This window comes from Mycobacterium sp. 852002-51163_SCH5372311, assembly GCF_001667115.1.
Lineage (GTDB): Bacteria > Actinomycetota > Actinomycetes > Mycobacteriales > Mycobacteriaceae > Mycobacterium.
This window is the reverse complement of the sequence record NZ_LZIJ01000079.1, coordinates 109,126-127,573: the sequence shown is the minus strand read 5'-3', so window position 1 is coordinate 127,573 and position 18,448 is coordinate 109,126. Positions and strand designations below refer to the sequence as shown.

14 protein-coding genes are annotated in these 18,448 nt (G+C 65.8%); 5 read left to right on the top strand and 9 right to left on the bottom strand.

Annotation, left to right across the window (positions count from 1 at the left end; translation table 11 throughout):
- Positions 1 to 2: 2 nt before the first annotated feature.
- The 3 genes from eccCa to A5791_RS10555 all read left to right on the top strand — a co-directional run bounded on the left by eccCa (position 3) and on the right by A5791_RS10555 (position 5,686).
- A complete protein-coding gene (eccCa, locus tag A5791_RS10565; RefSeq protein ID WP_067235172.1) occupies positions 3 to 4,088 on the top strand; it encodes a type VII secretion protein EccCa in 4,086 nt (1,361 codons plus the stop codon).
- A 98-nt stretch (positions 4,089 to 4,186) separates the two neighbouring features.
- Positions 4,187 to 4,486, top strand: a complete 300-nt coding sequence (locus A5791_RS10560; RefSeq protein WP_067235170.1) for a PE domain-containing protein — start codon at positions 4,187 to 4,189, stop codon at positions 4,484 to 4,486.
- Positions 4,487 to 4,495: 9 nt separating this feature from the next.
- Positions 4,496 to 5,686 (top strand): PPE domain-containing protein, encoded by a 1,191-nt coding sequence (locus A5791_RS10555; protein WP_067235155.1) that lies wholly within the window; start codon positions 4,496 to 4,498, stop codon positions 5,684 to 5,686.
- Between the two features lie 186 nt (positions 5,687 to 5,872).
- Here A5791_RS10555 and A5791_RS10550 read toward each other — a convergent pair whose 3' ends face one another.
- Together A5791_RS10550 and A5791_RS10545 are read right to left on the bottom strand one after the other, a co-directional pair.
- Positions 5,873 to 6,646, bottom strand: coding sequence for a TIGR03084 family metal-binding protein (locus tag A5791_RS10550; protein ID WP_067235148.1), 774 nt, complete (start codon positions 6,644 to 6,646; stop codon positions 5,873 to 5,875).
- On the bottom strand, positions 6,646 to 7,953 hold the full coding sequence (locus A5791_RS10545) for an MFS transporter (protein ID WP_067235142.1): 1,308 nt from the start codon (positions 7,951 to 7,953) through the stop codon (positions 6,646 to 6,648). The genes A5791_RS10550 and A5791_RS10545 overlap by 1 nt, the downstream gene beginning before the upstream one ends.
- Positions 7,954 to 8,093: 140 nt before the next feature.
- Between A5791_RS10545 and A5791_RS10540 the strand changes: the two genes are divergently transcribed.
- Positions 8,094 to 8,702 carry a YqgE/AlgH family protein gene (locus A5791_RS10540; protein WP_156661122.1) on the top strand — a complete coding sequence of 203 codons (609 nt, stop codon included), beginning with the start codon at positions 8,094 to 8,096 and terminating at the stop codon, positions 8,700 to 8,702.
- A gap of 205 nt (positions 8,703 to 8,907) precedes the next feature.
- Here the strand turns inward: A5791_RS10540 and A5791_RS10535 are convergent, their stop codons facing one another.
- Positions 8,908 to 9,255, bottom strand: a complete 348-nt coding sequence (locus tag A5791_RS10535; RefSeq protein WP_067235135.1) for a hypothetical protein — start codon at positions 9,253 to 9,255, stop codon at positions 8,908 to 8,910.
- 132 nt (positions 9,256 to 9,387) lie between these two features.
- Positions 9,388 to 10,614, bottom strand: coding sequence for an LpqN/LpqT family lipoprotein (locus tag A5791_RS10530; protein ID WP_067235121.1), 1,227 nt, complete (start codon positions 10,612 to 10,614; stop codon positions 9,388 to 9,390).
- A 181-nt stretch (positions 10,615 to 10,795) separates the two neighbouring features.
- On the opposite strand from A5791_RS10530, the gene leuS reads away from it, so the two are divergent.
- A complete protein-coding gene (gene leuS, locus A5791_RS10525) occupies positions 10,796 to 13,696 on the top strand; it encodes a leucine--tRNA ligase (RefSeq protein ID WP_067235288.1) in 2,901 nt (966 codons plus the stop codon).
- A gap of 15 nt (positions 13,697 to 13,711) precedes the next feature.
- On the opposite strand, the gene A5791_RS10520 is transcribed toward leuS, so the two are convergent.
- The 5 genes from A5791_RS10520 to A5791_RS10500 form a co-directional block, all read right to left on the bottom strand.
- Entirely contained in the window at positions 13,712 to 14,383 is a 672-nt protein-coding gene (locus A5791_RS10520) for an SDR family oxidoreductase (RefSeq protein ID WP_067235112.1), read from the bottom strand.
- A 70-nt stretch (positions 14,384 to 14,453) separates the two neighbouring features.
- The gene (locus tag A5791_RS10515) at positions 14,454 to 14,948 is read right to left on the bottom strand and encodes a MarR family winged helix-turn-helix transcriptional regulator (RefSeq protein ID WP_067235103.1); all 495 of its coding nucleotides are present in this window, start codon (positions 14,946 to 14,948) and stop codon (positions 14,454 to 14,456) included.
- Between the two features lie 64 nt (positions 14,949 to 15,012).
- Complete coding sequence (locus A5791_RS10510; RefSeq protein ID WP_067235094.1) at positions 15,013 to 15,762, bottom strand: amino acid ABC transporter ATP-binding protein; 750 nt, start codon at positions 15,760 to 15,762, stop codon at positions 15,013 to 15,015.
- Entirely contained in the window at positions 15,759 to 17,525 is a 1,767-nt protein-coding gene (locus A5791_RS10505; protein WP_369828047.1) for an ABC transporter substrate-binding protein/permease, read from the bottom strand. Before A5791_RS10505 ends, A5791_RS10510 begins: the two co-directional genes overlap by 4 nt.
- A gap of 96 nt (positions 17,526 to 17,621) precedes the next feature.
- Positions 17,622 to 18,359 carry a GntR family transcriptional regulator gene (locus A5791_RS10500; RefSeq protein WP_067235087.1) on the bottom strand — a complete coding sequence of 246 codons (738 nt, stop codon included), beginning with the start codon at positions 18,357 to 18,359 and terminating at the stop codon, positions 17,622 to 17,624.
- Positions 18,360 to 18,448 lie beyond the last annotated feature (89 nt).

The following is an 18,448-nucleotide window of genomic DNA, read 5'->3' as shown; positions in this document are numbered from 1 at the left end:
GCATGTCCAAACGAGGGTTCGTCCGCGCCGCCCGCAAGCCGGCACCGGACATCCCGCCGGTGCGAATCGCGATCGGCGCGCCGATGGCGCTGCCCGAACGCGAGCCACGAAACATCCTGCTGATGATCGCGTTGCCGGCGCTGCTGGTCGGCATCATCGGCACGCTGGTGGTGATGTACGCGTCGGGGATTCGATCCCTGCAGTCCGGGTTCTTCCCGATGATCGGCCTGGTGGGGTTCGGCACGCTGATGTTCAGCGGACGCTTCGGACGGGCACGCCGGATCAGCTGGGGCGAACAGGAAAAGCAACGCCGCAGCTATCTGCGCCAACTCGACGAGGACCGCGACGAAGTGCAGCGCGCCGCCCAAGAGCAGCGCGATGGCCAGCTGTTCGTGCACGCCGATCCGCAGCGATTGGACACGGTCATCGGCGGACCGCGGATGTGGGAACGCCGGCCTAACGACCCCGACTTCCTCGACGTCCGCCTCGGGCTCGGCGTGCAGCAGGCCAACGAGTCGGCGGTTTCGCTGCAATGGCCGGACGTTCCAGTCGGCGAAGAGCTGGAGCCGGTAACCGGTGGCGCCCTAAGGGATTTCATCCTGGAGCAGAGCAAGATTCGCGGGATTGGCAAGGTACTGAGCCTGCGGTCAAGCCCGGGTTTCAGCTTCATCGGCGCAGAGCCCGGTGAGCTGCACAGCCTGATGCGGTCCGTGCTGTGTTCGCTCGCCGTCTACCACAGCCCCAGCGACCTCAAGCTGATGGTAGTCACCCGCCACCCCGAGTTTTGGTCATGGTTGGTGTGGCTGCCGCACAATCAGCACGACGAGATGTTCGATGCATGTGGACTGCGGCGGTTGGTGTTTGCGTCTCCGGCGGAGCTGGAAGAAGCACTCGACGCCGAGTTGCACCGCAAGGGCCGCGGACCGTGGACGCCACCGGTCGGGACCAGCCCGACGTCGATGCCGTCGCCCGTGGAGTCGCTCGGCGGGCCAGCGCTGGGACCACATTGGGTGATCGTGGACGACAACATCGGCACGCCCGAGCAATGGGAGGGCGTGACCGGACAGAAGGGTATGGCCGGAATCACGGTGCTGCGGTTGGCGACTCGCGAAGGCGTCGGCGTCGGGTTTGACGACAAGCAGCGGTTTGCGCTGCGCGAAGGCCGGCTCACGCATCGCGAAACGTTCTACGCCGTGGCGGATATGCTCGCCGAGAGCACCGCCAACAGGTACGCGCGGGCGCTTGCCCGCTGGTCCCCGATGAGCGCTGCGGATCTGTCCGAAACGGACAGCCAGGGCGGTGAGCTACTGCGCGCGCTGGGTATCACCGACCCTCGAGAACTCGACGTCGACAGGCTCTGGTCCGACAGCCGTGGCCGCGGCGACCACAAGTGGGCGATGGTGCCGGTCGGCGTCAAGCAAGGTGGTGAACTGCAGCATGTGATTCTGCGCGCCAAGGACTTTGGTGGTTACGGCTTTCACTCTGTGGTGATCGGCACGTCTGGCTCGGGTAAGTCGGAATACTTCTTGTCATTGTGCAGCGGGATCGCGCTGACGCACTCACCGGAAACCTTCATCGTGATCTTCGTCGACATGAAGTTCGAGTCGGCGGCCCAAGACTTGCAGGGATTTCCGCACGTCGCCGGTTCGCTGTCCAACCTGGGTAAGGACGACCGTCACCTGGCCGAGCGGATGCGCAAGGCGATCAATGGCGAGATAGCCAGGCGCTACCGGCTTTTCAAGGACGCCGGGGCGCGAGATGCCAACGAGTACGAGGAGATGCGGCTCGCGGGACGGGATCTGGAACCGGTGCCGATTCTGCTGGTCATCATCGACGAGTACCTGGAGCTGTTCATTCACCACCCGGAGTGGATCGATCTCGTGATTCACATCGGACAGGAGGGCCGAGGCTGCAACGTCTTCTTCACACTCGGCGGCCAGCGGCTGGATCTGTCATCGCTCAGCAAAGTCAAGAGCAACATCGCCTTTCGGGTTGCACTACGTGCGGAAACCGCCGAAGACTCGCGTGATGTCATCGGTAGTGATTCGGCATTGCACCTGCCGTCGAAAGAGAACGGTTACGCGTTGCTCAAAGTCGGGCCGCGCGACCTCGAGCAGTTCCGGTGCTTTTATGTGTCCGCTCCCTTCGTGGTGCCGAAGCGTGCCGTCAACGTGAACAAGACTGTGGCGGTCAGCTTTTCCCAACCACGCTCGTATACGTGGGCATACCAGCCGCTCAGCGAATCCGACAGCGCCGCTTTGGCGGTGGCCGACCAACCCGAGGAGCCTGACGAGTTCCTCTTCCATCCCGACGGATTCCGGAAGAAGAAGCTGGTCGACGTGATCCGCGAGTCGCTGCTCTCGCACCCGGCACGGCCGCCGCATCAGATATGGCTGCCACCTTTGGAAGTCAGCGAGCCGGTGGATGCGCTGGTGGCGCGGTGGCGTGGCAAGCCCTGGAATCTCGACTACGGCGAAAACCCGGGCTTGGTGTTCCCCGTTGGAATCGTGGACATCCCCGACGAGCATGCCCAGCGAGTGCACGCAATCGACGCGGAGATGGACAACATCATGGTGGTCGCCACCGCTCAGCGCGGCAAGTCCACCACGTTGATGACCCTGATGACGTCGGCGGCGTTGATGTACCGCCCCGAGCGGGTGACGTTCTTCTGCGTCGGGGCGGCGCTGTACCCGGTCGAAGAGTTGCCGCACGTGGCGTCCGTAGTGAGCCAGACGGACCGCGAGGGGGTGTCGCGGACGATCGCTTCCTTGGAGGGATTGGTTCTCGCCCGGGAGGCGTCGTTCAAGCGGTATCAGATCGACATCTCGGAATTCCGCGATCGGCGCTTCGGCACTGGCGGCGCCGGCCCGACCGATCCCGGCGACAAGTTCGGCGACGTGTTCCTCGTCGTCGACAATTTCAGCGACCTCTACGAGAAGGACGCCGCGACGGGCGACCGTCTGATCGCGATCGCCCGCCAGGGCCTGTCCTACGGGGTGCATGTCATGACCAGCGCAACGGCGTGGTTGGTGGGCCAGAAGCAACAGCTGGTCAACGTGTCGAACGCACGCATCCAGCTGCGGCTGAGCAACCCGGACGAAACGCAGATGGGCGAAGGCTTCGAACGCAGAAAAGCGGCCCGAAACACGCTGGACAGGCCCGGGTTCGGGGTCACTCGCGACGGCTACGAGCTGCTGGTGGGCGTGCCGGAGATCACCGCGAGCAGCGGTGCCCGCGTGACCACCCGGGAGCTCGGCCCGCTGATCGCCGGTCTGACCGGTGCCGGTCGAGTGGAGCGATTGGCGCGGCTGCCCGAGCGGATCGAGCTCAGTCAGGTGATTGCCGCCTTCGTAAATACCCCAGACACCGCCGACGCCGCCGATCCACTGAACATCCCGTTCGCGATCGGCGAAAGTGCGCTGCAGCCGGTGGCTCTGCTCACCCGGATGGTGCCCAACTTGCTGGTCCTGGGCCGCCAGCTGTGCGGGAAGACCACCACGCTGGCCGCCCTCGGGCAGGCGATCGTCAGCCGCTTCACCCCAGAACAGGCACAAATCAGCATCATTGACCCCAAGACGTCGCTCATCGGCAAGATCCAGGCTCCGCATGTGCGTGCGTACGCCTATACCCAGGACGACATCGACGAGGTGATCGAAGGGTTGGCGCAGATCATGCGCGACCGCCTGCCACCGTCCGGCCTGAGTCAGGAAGAACTGCTGAGCCGGGGCACCTGGCAAGGTCCCCACCATTTCCTCCTGATCGACGACGAGCAGGAGCTGCGACCGCACGGGGTGATCGGCAAGAACGCTGCCACAGCGCCGTTGTGGGGATTGATCGAACGCAGTCGGGAGATCGGGCTGCACGTGATCGTTTCGCGGCTGCCCGGGAACTGGGCGGGGGTGTCGGTGACGAACCCGTTCCTGCAGAAGATGACCAGCTCGCGCGCACCCACGTTGTTCATGGACAACGATCCCGTGGCGGTGAAGGTCTTCGGCCGGATAAGCGCGCAGCAGCTGCCGCCCGGCCGCGGCCTGCTGGTCACCACCGAAGGCGCGATCGAAGGGGTGCTGGTCGGAGCGCCGGAATAGGGCGCAAGCCGAAGTCGTCCACCCTGACTCGACAGCTTGTATCACCCTTCTTAAACTCAGACAGCTCCAGCGGCCGACAAACAAGGGGAGATCGATATATGGGCGGCTTGTTCAGCATGATTCCGGACGGCGTCGACTTGTCGGCTGCGGCCGAGGCCGGGATCAGCGAGGGGATGGCGGCCACAACCGCTGCCGGAGCGGCCGCCCTTACCGGGGTGCTGCCGATGGCGGCGGACGCGGACTCCGTCCAGTTCGCTGCCGCGCTGAATGCCGCCGGAACCGCCTACCTGGCTTCGACCGCCGAGCACGTCGGTCAGCGCGCGGCTTTCTCAGGTGCGCAAGGCATGGCTGCATCCACCACGACCGCCGTAGAGGCGATCAACGCGGGCCTGCTGTAAGAGGACGCCATGGCCGACCCGAGGTGGTCAGGTCCGCCCGAGCTGGTGGCGGCGATTTTCGAGGCGGGTAGTGCGGCATCGGTGATCGCCAACAACCTGGTTTGGGTCACCGAGACTGCGAACAAGGAACTGTCGATGGGTCTTTCGGCGGTCAATACCCTTGTCACAGCCGCGCAATGGCAGGGTTTGGGCGCCGTCGCCTCGATGGTCGCCGCGACGGGACTCAACGCGGGACTGCAGACGCTGGTCGGCTGGACGGCGCACAAGATCAGCGTCACGCAAGCCGCCGTCGAAGCCTTTATGGTTGCGCAGTCCACGGTCATTCCGTCGGTGGTTTCGCAGACCAACCGAGACGAGTGGGCCGCGCTGAACGCCACCAATTTCTTCGGTCAGAACACCCCGGCGATCGTCGAACGTGACACGGAGTACTTCGGAGAACACTGGCCGCACAACTCGATTCGCGGCTGGACGTATTCCGGCGTCCTAAGCACGCTGGCCGCCGCACTGGCCGTGCCGCCGCCAATCGCCCCGCTCGGGGCCTCGCCCGCCGCCCCCGCGGCAGCCGCAGAGGCTGTCGGACAGGCCGCGGCACACACCGGCATCAACGATGCAATGCAGGTGTCGACCCAGGCCGCCCAGACCGCAGGGCAGACGTCAGCCACGCCCGCTGATGCGAGTAGCCATCTGGGGTCGCTTATGCAGCAACCGATGTCGATGATATCCAGCGGCACCGAACCGCTCAAACAGCTGGCCCAGGCGCCGATGCAGGCGTTTCAGGGAGTCACCAGCCTGCCGCAAAGCATGCTGCAATCCATGGCCGGGATGTTTCCCGCCGCCTCGAGCCCGAATGTCGCTGCGGCCGTGGCGGAACCGGTGCTGGCGGGAGGCGCTGCCGCGGGTGTGGGAGGCGCGTCGGGCGGCGGCGCTGGAACGCTGGGAGGCTTCCCCGGCGCCGGGCTGACCAGCTACACCCGGCCGACCAGTAGTTTCGAGCCGGAGACCGGCGGCAGGCCCGTCGGGCTGCGCGCAGGGGTGCTCAATGCCGCTGAAATACGCAGTCCCACAACGGCAGCCGGAATGGGCGGTGCCCCGATGCCGTTGACGCCGGCGGGCATGTCGCCGCGCGACGGCGGTCAGTCCGAGAAGGACGTCGCACGCGCCCGTGTCGTCGTCCACGGCGACGACCCGATAGATTCGTGATCGAGCGGCCCCGGGATAGCCGTCCTCAGTCCTCGGTGGTTATCGCGAGCGCCTTGGCGAGAGGTCGACTGGCCTGGATTTCGATGCGTCGGATGATGTTGCCCGGCTCTCTTCGCGCGCTACGCGCGCTCATCGACCGGGGCTTGGATCGGATGGGCCCCGGCTCTCTTCGCGCGCTACGCGCGCTCATCGACCGGGGCCGGGAGGCCCGGCAAAGGCCTGCGCAATCTGCAGCCAGCGCTGCGCGTCCGGTCCCTCCGCCGCGATGTCCAGGGTGCTCAACGCTCGCCGCTGCGTGACCAGGAAGCAAAAGTCCTGCGCGGACCCGATGACTCGCTGGGCCGCATCGGGCGGACCCCAGGACCAGGTGTCGCCGCCGGGTCCCCGCAACTCGACCAGGAACGGCTCGGTCGGTGGCGCCAGATTGTTCACCAAGAAGGCATAGTCGCGGGTCCGCACCCCCAGGTGCGCGATTGAGCGCAACCGCTCGGTGGCCGGCCGGTCGACGCCGAGAGCGTCGGCGACGTCGAGCCCGTGCGCCCAGGTCTCCATCAACCGCGCGGTGGCCATCGACGCAGCGCTCATCGGAGGCCCGAACCAGGGCAGCTTGCGACCGTCGGCAACGGTCAGCAGCGCGTCGTGCAGCCGCGTACGAGTGCCCCGCCAGTCGGCGAGCAGCTCCGGCGGCGCCAGAGCCGCCAATTCCTCGGCGCCCGCGTCGACGAAGCCGGCGGGATCGGCGCTTGCCGCGGTCAGCACGTCACCGAACGCCGCCTCGTCTGTGATGGCGGTCAGTGACACCCGGTCGGTCCACAGCAAATGCGCGATCTGGTGCGCGATGGTCCATCCCGGGGAAGGCGTCGGATCGGCCCATCGCCCCGTCGGCAGAGGCGCCACCAACGCGTCGAGGTCGTCGCTTTCGGCCCGCAGGTCGGCCACGATCGATGCTGCACCCGCCATTAGCGCCTCCTGAACGAGTTGTCTGTTACCGGCGCCGGCTGCCGACGGCGTCCGATGATGCCGTGAGCGGCCAGCCCGACGAGATAGAGCCCCGCCGCAAACAGCGCAAAACCCGGCGCGCGACCGTCGTCGGGAACCATCGTCGCAGCAATGGTTATCGAGACGAGGAAAGCGACCCAGAACAGCGCGTCTTGCACAGCGAACACGTGTCCGCGAAGCGCGTCGTCGACATCGATCTGCATTGCGGAGTCGGCGCAGAGCTTGATCGTCTGACCGGCCACCCCGAGCAGGAAGCCGCACGCCACCATGATCGGTATCACCAGCCCGGCGCCGGCGAGCTGGACGATCATGGCCGCGACCAGCGCCCCGTTGGCGGTGGCGTAGCGCCCCCAGCGACGGATCATGGGCGGGGTGAGTGCGGTGGCGAGAAAGGCGCCAAGCCCCGACGCTGCAAGGAAGATCAGCGCTATTTGCAACCCACCCTCCGCCGGAGATTTCGGGTGGTGGACGAGCAATAACAGCAGCAGCGAGTTGATTCCGACCACCATTCGGTGTACGGCCAAGCCGGACAGGGTGGCAGCGACCGTCGGGATCTGCACCACGGTTCGTGCGCCGTGTACCCACCCGGTGATCACCGCGTAGAAGGCTGATCCGTGAATGGCGCGCCGGGTGTCGTCCGGGCCGAGCACGCCAGGCGCGAATCGCCACGACAACAGCAACGCAATCGCCAGTGGGATCGTGACGATGAAGACGACGGCCGCGGAGCCCTTATCCCCGCCGCCTGCCAACCAGCGGGGCAGCTGCATGAAGTTGAAGCCAAGAAAAGCTGCAACCGCGCCCGACGCGGTGGCCACCGAGTTCATCGTGACGACCTGTTCGCGCGGCACGACGTGAGGCAACGACGCCGACAGGCCGGACAGGACGAACCGGGTAAAGCCGTTGGCGACCAGCGCCAAACACAGCAACGGCCACTCCCCCGCCCGCGTGGCCAGGATGATGCCGATGGCCGCGACCAGCACCAGCCGGCCCAGGTTGGCGCCCACAAGCACCAGCCGTCGATCCCACCGGTCCACCAGCGCGCCGGCAAATGGTCCTAGCAGTGAGTAAGGCAGAAACAGGACGATGAAGGCGCGCGCGATCGCCATCGGGTCGGCGGCGCGGTCCGGGTTGAATAGCAGCGCGACGGCCATTCCCGCCTGAAAAAGGCCATCGCCGAACTGACTTACCATGCGCACCTGCAGCAGTCGCCAGAAGTCGGGCAAATCGCGCACCGACCGCCAAAGGGCGACGGGCGCGCTCCCGTGCATCCGGGGTTGATCCACAGAACCCATTTCCAACGATCGGGGCAGCAAGTTCACCTTCGCTCGAGGCCGATCCAACAACAGTACAAATATCCGTGAGCCGTCCACGTTTGGCCCGGCGATGCCGTCCGGAGTGCGATGATGGAATGGTGCCGCAGCCCGAGGACCCCGAGGACTATGTCGCACCTGCCGCGCAACGGGTACGTGCAGGTACGTTGCTGCTGGCCAACACAGATCTGCTGGAACCGACGTTTCGCCGCAGCGTGATCTACATCGTCGAGCACAATGACGGCGGCACATTGGGCGTGGTGCTGAACCGCTCCAGCGAGACGGCGGTGTACAACGTGCTGCCGCAGTGGGCGAAGCTTGCGGCCAAGCCAAAGACGATGTTCATCGGTGGGCCGGTGAAGCGGGACGCGGCGCTGTGTCTGGCGGTGCTGCGCATCGGCGCCGATCCGCAAAATGTGCCGGGCCTACGGCATGTGGCCGGCCGGATGGTGATGGTCGATCTGGATGCCGACCCCGATCAGATCGCACCGCTGGTGGAGGGGGTGCGAATCTACGCGGGGTACTCCGGCTGGACCATCGGTCAGCTCGAAGGGGAAATCGAGCGCGACGACTGGATCGTGTTGTCTGCGTTGCCCTCTGACGTTCTGGTCGGGCCGCGATCTGATCTGTGGGGCCAGGTGCTGCGCCGTCAGCCGTTGCCGCTTTCGCTGCTGGCAACTCATCCCATCGACGTCAGCCGAAACTGATGGCGATGGCGTGGTCTTCACGTCTCGTGCACTGCATGCCTCACTCGCCGAACGTGGGTGACTTGGACGAAAAGCGGTCGGACTGCGTGCATATCCCCCACGTTCGACGCGTTACCGTGCCTCGAACACGATGTCAACTGATGAATAAGGATCGCTAAGTTCGTTTCCCGGCCGGGCGCTTCCTTCGACCGTCATCCGCACATATTCAGTGGCAGGACAGGGTGCAGACCGCGCAATCGCCTGCGCACGCGGCTGGCTCAACGGATGCCTCGCGGCGCAGCACGAAGCGTGCACTCTGCCAGGATCCGGCGGTCAGCGTGCCGAAAGCGCCTGCGACACAGACGATCACCAGCACCAAAGCGGTGGGGGGCGACGCTACCAAAGCCACTACGCCGCCGGCCGTCAGCATCACCGCGACCGCCAACTGGGTCGGCGCCATGGCACGCAGAGCCGTGTGGGTGGCGTCGGCGGTGGGGGCGTGGGAAAGCGACCAGGTTCCAAAGCCGGCGGAGACCACCGCCGCACACACGCATAGCACGCCCGCGATCAACATGGGCTCACAATACGAGGGCGGCCGACGATCCGCTCGTCGGGTTCCCGGCGCGCCTAGTCCCGATGGTGGCGACCGGCTTTTCCCGATGGTGGCGACCCGCTTCGCACGGCTCCGCCGCGCTCGCGATCACCACTAACGCGGTTGGGTTCCCAGCAGGTTCAGGTGCAGGTTGGGTAGTGGCGGCAGCCCCGGAAGCAGGGCCAGCAGATTAGGTGTTGGTTGCGGGGTGAGTGACTGGCCGGGTGCCGGCGCCGCGGCCGGAAGTCCTGCCGGCGCCGGAAGTGTCGTCGTACCTGGCGCCACCGCGGGCGCCTGGATAGGCACGGCGATCGGCGCCGCAGCCGACACCTGTGTGGGAGCCGGGACGGGTGCCTGTGTGGGAGCCGTGACGGGCGCTCGCGGGGGAGCGGCTACGGATGCCTGCGGAGGAGCGGCGGCCGGCAGTTGAGCAGGCGCTTGGCCAGGAGCCGCTGGTGCCACCGGAGCGGGAGCCACCGGGGCCGGAGCCGCCGGAACGGCGGGTGCCGCCGGAGCCGCTGGAGCGGCCGGAGCCGTCACGCGAAACCCGTTGATGATGGCGTCGGTCGCGGGTCCGTCGGCAACCGCCTGCGACTGGGCGGTGGTCACTGCCAGCGACACCAGGTACTTGTCCTTTCCGGACGTCGCGATGACGTTCCGACGCGAGGTGTTGAGCACCATCTCGTTCTGGCGGTAGGTGCCCTCGATGATTGACGACGGGAAACCCATGAAGTCTGCCTGCGAGGCGTTCGTGGTCTGCCACGCGGGCAATTGCTGGCTGTCGACGAAGCCGTGCGCGATGGCCTCCCTGGCATCAAAGTCACCGATCAGCTTGTAGACCACGACCTGCGCGTTCGAGGTGTACAGGCTACTGCCGGTCCGGTCGGCGATCACCGCGAACGCGTCGGGCACATTGGGGTCGGGTACCTGAGTCCAGCGGGTGGGCACCGGCAGGGTGATATCGAGTGCATTGAACCCCTGAGGTTTCTGCGCTTCAAGCTTGACGCCCTTCGACTGCAGGTAGTCGCGGATCGTTCCGGCAACCGGTGCGATCGCGGTGGCCGGCAGCGGGGTCCCCGCGGTGGGCGCCGTGGCCGCCGAAGGAACGGGTGGCGTGGCTGGGTTGGCCCCCGGGATGCTCGGCGCGAACCTGTTGGTGGTGCCAGGCAGGCCGGTGACGTTCTGCGGGGCCGGTGCCGGCGCTGTGACACCTGGGGTGGGTGGGGGGAGTGGCTGCAAAGGCGCCGCGGATGCGGTGGCACCGGCGAAGGCGGTGACACCGATCGCGCCGGCGGCCAGACCTCCAGTGACGGCCAGCCACGTCCGTGCGACCTGAAACATTTGCGTCGATCCCTCCTGAGCCCGGGGCACGGGCCCGTCCTTGAGGCCGACTGTAACCAGAGGTCAAACGGGGTGAACAGGCCTGAAATCGAGCTGGGATGAACCTCTGATCGGTGCGCTACGCAACCGATACCAACCTGTGGCCGGCGGGTCCACCGGCACCGCCCTCTACCCTGTTCACGTGAGCGAATCCCCGACCGCTGCGTCCGACGGCAAAGCAGGTGCTGTTGCCCCGGACGCCGATGCGCCGCGATACCGCTACACCGCGGAACTGGCCGGCCGGATCGAAAGCGACTGGCAGCAGAAGTGGGCTGACCTCGAGACATTCAACGTGCCCAACCCGGTGGGTTCGCTGGCCCCGACGGACGGTGGCGCCGTACCGGCGGACAAGCTGTTCGTCCAGGACATGTTCCCCTACCCGTCGGGCGACGGATTGCACGTCGGACACCCCCTGGGATACATCGCCACCGATGTCTACGCGCGCTACTTCCGGATGCTTGGCCGTAACGTGCTGCACGCCTTGGGGTTCGATTCGTTCGGCCTGCCCGCAGAGCAATACGCGGTGCAAACCGGCACCCACCCGCGCACCAGAACCGAGGCCAACGTCGTCAACTTTCGGCGCCAGCTGGGCCGGCTGGGTCTCGCTCACGACAGCCGGCGCAGTTTTTCAACCACCGACGTCGAGTTCTACAAGTGGACCCAGTGGATCTTCCTGCAGATCTATAACGCGTGGTTCGACGTAGCGGCCAACAAGGCTCGGCCGATATCGGAGCTGATCGCCGAATTCAATTCCGGCGCACGCAGTCTCGCCGACGGCAGGGACTGGGCTCAGCTGTCGGCGGGGGAGCGGGCCGATGTCGTCGACAGCTGGCGACTGGTCTACCGGGCGGACTCGATGGTGAACTGGTGCCCTGGACTGGGCACCGTGCTGGCCAACGAAGAGGTCACGGCGGATGGCCGCAGCGACCGCGGCAACTTCCCGGTATTCCGGAAACGGTTGCGGCAGTGGATGATGCGCATTACCGCGTATGCCGACCGGCTGCTCGACGATCTGGATTTGCTGGACTGGCCGGAGCAGATAAAAACGATGCAGCGCAACTGGATCGGCCGTTCCACCGGCGCGCAGGCACTGTTCTCCGCAAGCAGCAGCCACGGCCAACCGCTCGACATCGAGGTGTTCACGACCCGGCCCGACACCCTGTTCGGCGCCACGTACCTGGTCTTGGCGCCCGAACACGAACTGGTCGACGATCTGGTGGCCGCCGCCTGGCCGGACGGGACGAACCCACGCTGGACGTACGGTGCCGCCACACCGGCTGAGGCGGTGGCCGCGTACCGCCGAGCAATCGCGGCGAAGTCGGACTTGGAGCGCCAGGAGAGCAGGGAGAAGACCGGCGTCTTTCTGGGCAGTCACGCGATCAACCCGGCCAACGACAAACCCGTCCCGATCTTCATCGCTGACTACGTGCTGCTCGGCTACGGCACCGGCGCCATCATGGCAGTCCCCGGCCACGACCAGCGCGACTGGGATTTCGCGCGTGAATTCGGTCTGCCGATCCTCGAAGTCATTGCCGGCGGCGATATTTCGGAGGCCGCATACCCGGGCGACGGCACCCTGGTCAACTCCGGTTATCTCGACGGCATGGACGTGGCGACAGCCAAGGAGGCCATCACGGCGCGCCTGGAAGCCGAAGGGCGCGGGCGGCCCCGCATCGAATACAGGCTGCGCGACTGGCTGTTCGCCAGGCAACGATATTGGGGCGAGCCGTTTCCCATTGTCTATGACAGCGACGGACGCCCCCATGCCCTCGACGAGGCCGCGCTGCCGGTCGAGCTGCCCGATGTACCGGACTATTCGCCAGTGCTTTTCGATCCGGACGACGCCGACAGCGAGCCTTCGCCGCCGCTGGCCAAGGCCAGCGAATGGGTGCACGTAGAGCTGGACTTGGGCGATGGCCTGAAGCCTTACACCCGCGACACCAACGTGATGCCGCAGTGGGCGGCCAGCTCGTGGTATGAACTGCGCTATACCGACCCGCACAACTCAGATCGCTTCTGCGCCAAGGAAAACGAGGCCTACTGGATGGGTCCGCGGCCAGCTGAGCACGGCCCCGACGACCCCGGCGGCGTCGACTTGTACGTCGGCGGCGCCGAGCACGCGGTGCTGCACCTGCTGTATTGCCGGTTCTGGCACAAGGTCCTCTTCGACCTTGGGCAGGTCACGTCCCGGGAGCCTTACCGGAGGCTGGTCAACCAGGGCTACATCCAGGCGTTCGCCTACACCGACGCGCGCGGCTCGTATGTGCCCGCAGAGCGCGTGATCGAGCGCGACGGCAAGTTCTACTACCCTGGGCCCGCCGGTGAGATCGAAGTATTCCAGGAATTCGGGAAAATCGGTAAGAGCCTGAAGAATTCGATATCGCCCGACGAGATCTGCGACGAATACGGCGCAGACACGCTGCGCGTCTACGAGATGTCGATGGGACCACTGGAGGCCTCACGGCCGTGGGCCACAAAGGATGTCGTCGGCGCACATCGCTTTCTGCAGCGGGTGTGGCGGTTGGTGGTCGACGAGAACACCGGAGGCATCAGGGTGGTCGATGGCGAGTTGGCCACGGACACCCTGCGAGCGTTGCACCGCACTATCGCCGGAATCTCGGAAGACTATGCGGCACTGCGTAATAACACTGCCGCCGCCAAACTGATCGAGTACACCAACCACCTCACCAAGGAGCACCGTGACTCCGTGCCCCGCACGGCGGTCGAGCCCCTCGTGCTGATGCTGGCGCCGCTGGCGCCGCACCTGGCCGAGGAGCTGTGGCTGCGGTTGGGGCACACCACGTCGTTGGCGCACGGCCCGTTCCCGCAGTTCGATCCGGCCTACCTGGTCGACGACACAGTCGAATATCCGGTGCAGGTGAACGGCAAGGTGCGTGGCCGGGTGATGGTGGCGGCCAGCGCCGACGAGGAAACCCTAACGGCTGCAGCGCTGTCCGACGACAAGGTGCAGGCGTTCTTGGCCGGTGCCACACCGCGCAAGGTGATCGTCGTCCCCGGCCGGCTGGTCAACCTGGTCGTGTAAAGCGGCTAACACGACTTAGGCGCGGCCCGGACGGATCACCACCTCGTCCAGTTGGCCATCGCGTGGGGTATTGACCGCGGCGGCGACGGCCGCCGCCACGGTTTCGGGCCGCATGAACTTCGAAGGGTCGTACTCGCCGCCGGAAAACTTTCTGATTTCCCGCTGCATCTCGGTGTCGGTGCGGCCCGGGTAAACGGTGGTCACGCGTAGGTCCGGTTCGTCCTGGCGCAGCGAGTCGGCGAACGCGCGCAGCGCGAACTTGCTCGCCGAATATGCCGCCAGACCCGGCGAAACCCGCAGCCCCGCGCCGGAATTGATCAGCACCACCTGACCGCGAGCCTGCCGCAGTGCCGGTAACAGCGCCAGCGTAAGAGCAACTGGGCCAATAAGATTGACGTCGAAGACGGTCCGCCATTCATCGACGGTCGAGTCGGCGAACCGGGCGGGGATGGACACCGCGGCGTTGTGTACCAGCACGTCGAGTGCGTCGATGATTTCGCAGCTGGCAGCGATCTCGTCGGTGTCGGTCAGGTCCAGCGGGAATGTGGCGGCGTCGAGGCGCGTCGCGACCGCGTCAAGGCGGTCGGAGGGTCGACCGGCCAACAGCAGGGTGTGCGTCGGCGCCAGCGCGTCGGCGATGGCGGAGCCTATCCCGCCACCGGCGCCCGTGATGAGTGCAGTGGGCATCGTTCCAGCTTAGGGGCGGCCACCGGGGCTACTATCCAATGCATCCAATGCAGTTGATATTCATATACTTTCAAGCCTGCTTGCGTGCGGGCGGGTCACCTGCCGCTGGTTCACCGGAGGCCAGGCGCTCCAGCGGCTTGAGTGCCTTCATCAGCGTATTCAGGTCGGAGGCGGGGAGCTGACCGAGCATCGCGGCCAGGGCGGCGCGCCGGTTGGCCAGCGACTCGCCGTGAACCGCTCGCCCTCGCGGCGTGATATCGACCAGCACGGCGCGCAGATCAGACGGATCGCGCGAGCGCTTTACCAGCCCGATCTTCTCCAGCCGACGGATCGCCACGGTGGTGGTGGGGGTCCGCACCCGTTCGTGCGCGGCCAGGTCCGTCATCCGGATGGGCCCCTGATCGAGCAACGTGACCAGGATCGACAACTGCGCCAGGGTCAAATCCCCCGCCGCCGCCCCGTTGGGATCCCCGCGGCGCAGGATCGAAAACAGCTTGGACAGCGCACGGTGCAAACCTTCTGCCAGCTCCGCCAACTCGGGCTCGGTGGGTTCGCTGTCCGCCATAAGTCGGGAGTCTAACGCGCTATGCCGCACGTAGACGGCAGTTACCCGGAGAAGTCTTAGATCGTCAAAGTACCTGGGAAAGGAACTTCTGTAAGCGCTCGGTTCGCGCAGCTTCAAATATTTGCTCTGGCGGCCCGGATTCCACCACTTTGCCGTGATCCATGAAAACGACCGTGTCTGAGGCCGACCGGGCAAAGCCCATCTCGTGGGTGACCACGATCATCGTCATACCCTCGTCGCCCAGGTCACTGATGAGCTGCAGGATGCCCTTGACCAGCTCGGGATCCAGCGCCGAGGTGGCCTCGTCGAAGAACATCACCTGCGGGGCCATGGCCAATGCCCGAGCGATCGCGACCCGTTGTTGTTGTCCGCCGGAGAGCGTGCCGGGACGGGCACCTGCCTTATGTTTCAAGCCGACGCGGTCCAGTTGCGTCAATGCAAGTTCACGCGCGGCGTCGGCGGACAATCGGCGCAACTTGCGCGGCGCCAGTGCGACGTTGTCCAGCACGCTGCGGTGCGGAAACAGGTTGAAGTGCTGGAACACCATCCCGATACGCTGACGCAATTCGTCGGGGTCGTCGTGCAATACCGACCGGCCGTCGAGCAGGATGTCCCCGCTGTCGGGCTCGTGCAAGCGGTTCAGGGTGCGCAGCAGCGTGGACTTGCCTGAACCCGACGGTCCGACGACGGCAACAGTGCTACCCGCCGGAGCCTCGACATCGACACCGCGCAGCACCACCGTGCCGTTCAGGGTTTGGTGGATATCCTTGGCTGCCAAGGACACTGACTGTCGGCCCACCTGGTCTTCGGTCATGTCATCTCCTGGCCGAAAGTGGACTTGAGCATGTCCGGCGTCTCTTCTGGCTCAACCGCTGCCCGCCCTCGGCGCAAGCGGGCGTCGATGTAGTTCACCAAATGTGTCAGCGGAACGGTCAGCATCAGGTAGAAGACGCCGGCAGCCACCAGCGGCGACAGGTTGCCGGTCTGCGCGTTCAGGTCGCGGCCCACTTGAAACAGTTCGCGCTGTTGGGCGACCAAGCCCAGGAAGTAGACCAGCGCCGAGGCCTTCAGCAGCGCGATGAACTGGTTGACCAGTGCCGGCAGCACCCGGCGGACTCCCTGCGGTATCACCACCAGCCGCATCGCCGCCGGATAACTGAAGCCGAGCGCGCGTGAGGCCTCCAGCTGGCCGGGGTCCACGCTCTGAATCCCGGCCCGCAGAATTTCACCGATATAGGCGGCGGCCATCAAACCCAGCGCGGCAATGCCCAGCGGGTAGGGGTCGTTGTTGGTCAGGCCGCCCACTATCGGTCCGATACCCAGCCCGATGATCAGAATGATCACCACTTCGGGAAGGCCGCGGAACACATCGGTATACACCCGCGCCGGCCAGCGGAGCCAGCGGGAACGGGAGATTCCGGCGATCGCCAGGGCCATGCCCACCGCCAGCCCGATGACGCTGGCACTGACGGTCAGGATCAACGTATTGGGCAGCCCGGTGCGAAACAGCGTGGGAATGGCCTGCCGGTACATGTCCAAGTCGAGGAAGGAGTCGCGCAGCTGGGCCAGGGTGGACTTCGGCGCGGCCGGACCGACCGGCTTGTGGTGGTGACCGGCGGCGATCGCGGCGAAGTCCGGCAGGATCGGGCCGGGAGCGGCCCGCGACCCGGGCTTCCAGCCCGGTGGCAGGGACCGGGGAACCCATTCGTTGTACAGCTTCATCCAGGTCCCGTCCCGGATCACCTCGTCCAGCGCGGAGTTCAACGCGTCGAGCAGCGGCTGGTTGTCTTTGGCGACCGCGTAGGCCACGAAGGAACCCGGGCTGAACGTGTTCGCGACGACCACCGCCGGATCACCCGACCGCATCACGGTCTGTGCCTGCAACGACGGCGCCACCCAAGCGTCCAGCTGCCGAGACTTGAGGGCGGCATACACCGTGACGAAGTCGGGATATTTCACCGGTTGCAGTTGCAAGGTGTCGACGACGTACGACTCCTCGACCGTGCCCTGCACAACGCCGATGCGCTGCCCTTCTGCGAGGTCACTGAACTTCTTGATCGCCGACCCTGGCGGCACAACCAGCGCGTAGTAGCCGAAGTCGTAGCCGTTGGTGAACGCGACGGTGCGACGACGCGCGTCGGTGGCTTTGATGGATGCCGAGCCGACGTCGAAGCGCCGCGACGCCACCTGGGCAAGCAGACCTGCGAAATTCGTGCCGACGAAGCGGACCTGCAGATTCAGCTTCTTGGCAAGGGCACGCAACAGCTGATTGTCGAACCCGCTGAATCGGCCGGTTGGGTTGATGCAGGCGTTGGGCGGGGCGTCTGACAGCGTGCCGACGGTGAGGACGCCCGGCGTGCCGAGTCCCAGCGCGCCGATGTCAACCGAGCTCAACGGCTCGACCGTCGGTGTCGTGTTCGGATCGTCTTGTGCCACCGCGGGATTCTCGGTCAGGTCCTTCGGCAAGGTGGTGGCGCTGTCCAACCCGGGTGGCGCGCACTGGTTTCGGTCCGCGCTCGCGGGTGCAGCCAGCGTCGTCGACGTCAGACCGCACACCATCACGATGGAGAGGGCCATCAAAACGAGCTTCGAAATCAGGCTTGCGCCGCGATTGGCCCGCAGGCTCACATGCAAACTCATCAACGCCACCGTATCGACCGACGGCCGAAGCGGTCAGCGGACAATCGATGGTTCCGTGCGCGCCGCGTCGGCTCCTGTCAGTACCGGAAGGTGTCCGGGAATGGTGTCGGGAGTGTCAGGCGCGGCGAATACCCGGCGCCGGCAAAGTTCGGCCAGCATCGTCTGAGCCATCAAATACGAGCGGTCCACGCAGGCAGCCCGCGCGGCTACCGGGTCATGCCGATGAATTGCGGCGTTCTCGTCTTCGTAGAACGGCAACATGTCGTCTCGGTTGACTTGGTAAGTCATCCAGAAGACCCGGGGAATCAGGTTTTGCGAGGCGCGGATCGTGGCGTGCAGCCTCGGCCCCGCATATTCGTCGTTGATGGTGCGCCGGTACTCCCGAGCGACCTCGGTGAACGCCCGCGCTTCCTTGGCCGAGCGCAGCGCGCGCATCAGGGCGTCGAGTTGTCCGAGGATCCGGGGCGTGGGGTTGGTGGCAGCGCGCGCAGAGGCGATGCCGTTCAGCAGCCCGTCGAGTTCGTGGTGCTCCAGGACGGTGGCTTCGTCGAATCGCTCGACGAAGGCACCCCGGTGGTAGCGGGTCGACACAATGCCGTCGTGTTCGAGTTGGACCAGCGCCTCTTGAATCGGAACACGACTGACTCCGAGGCCATGCGCAATCTCATTGCGGTCGACCCGGTCGCCGGTGCGCAATTTGCCGGTAAGCACCAGGTTGAGGATGTGCGAGACAACCTGGTCCTTTTCTTTGACCCCGTATTTTTTCGGCATGGGTTTCAGGTGGCCTCTCTCAAACCCCGTAGATCAGCGCGGCAAGTTTCTCACGACTTGGCGCGGATTATTAGGTGTTCGTCAGATGA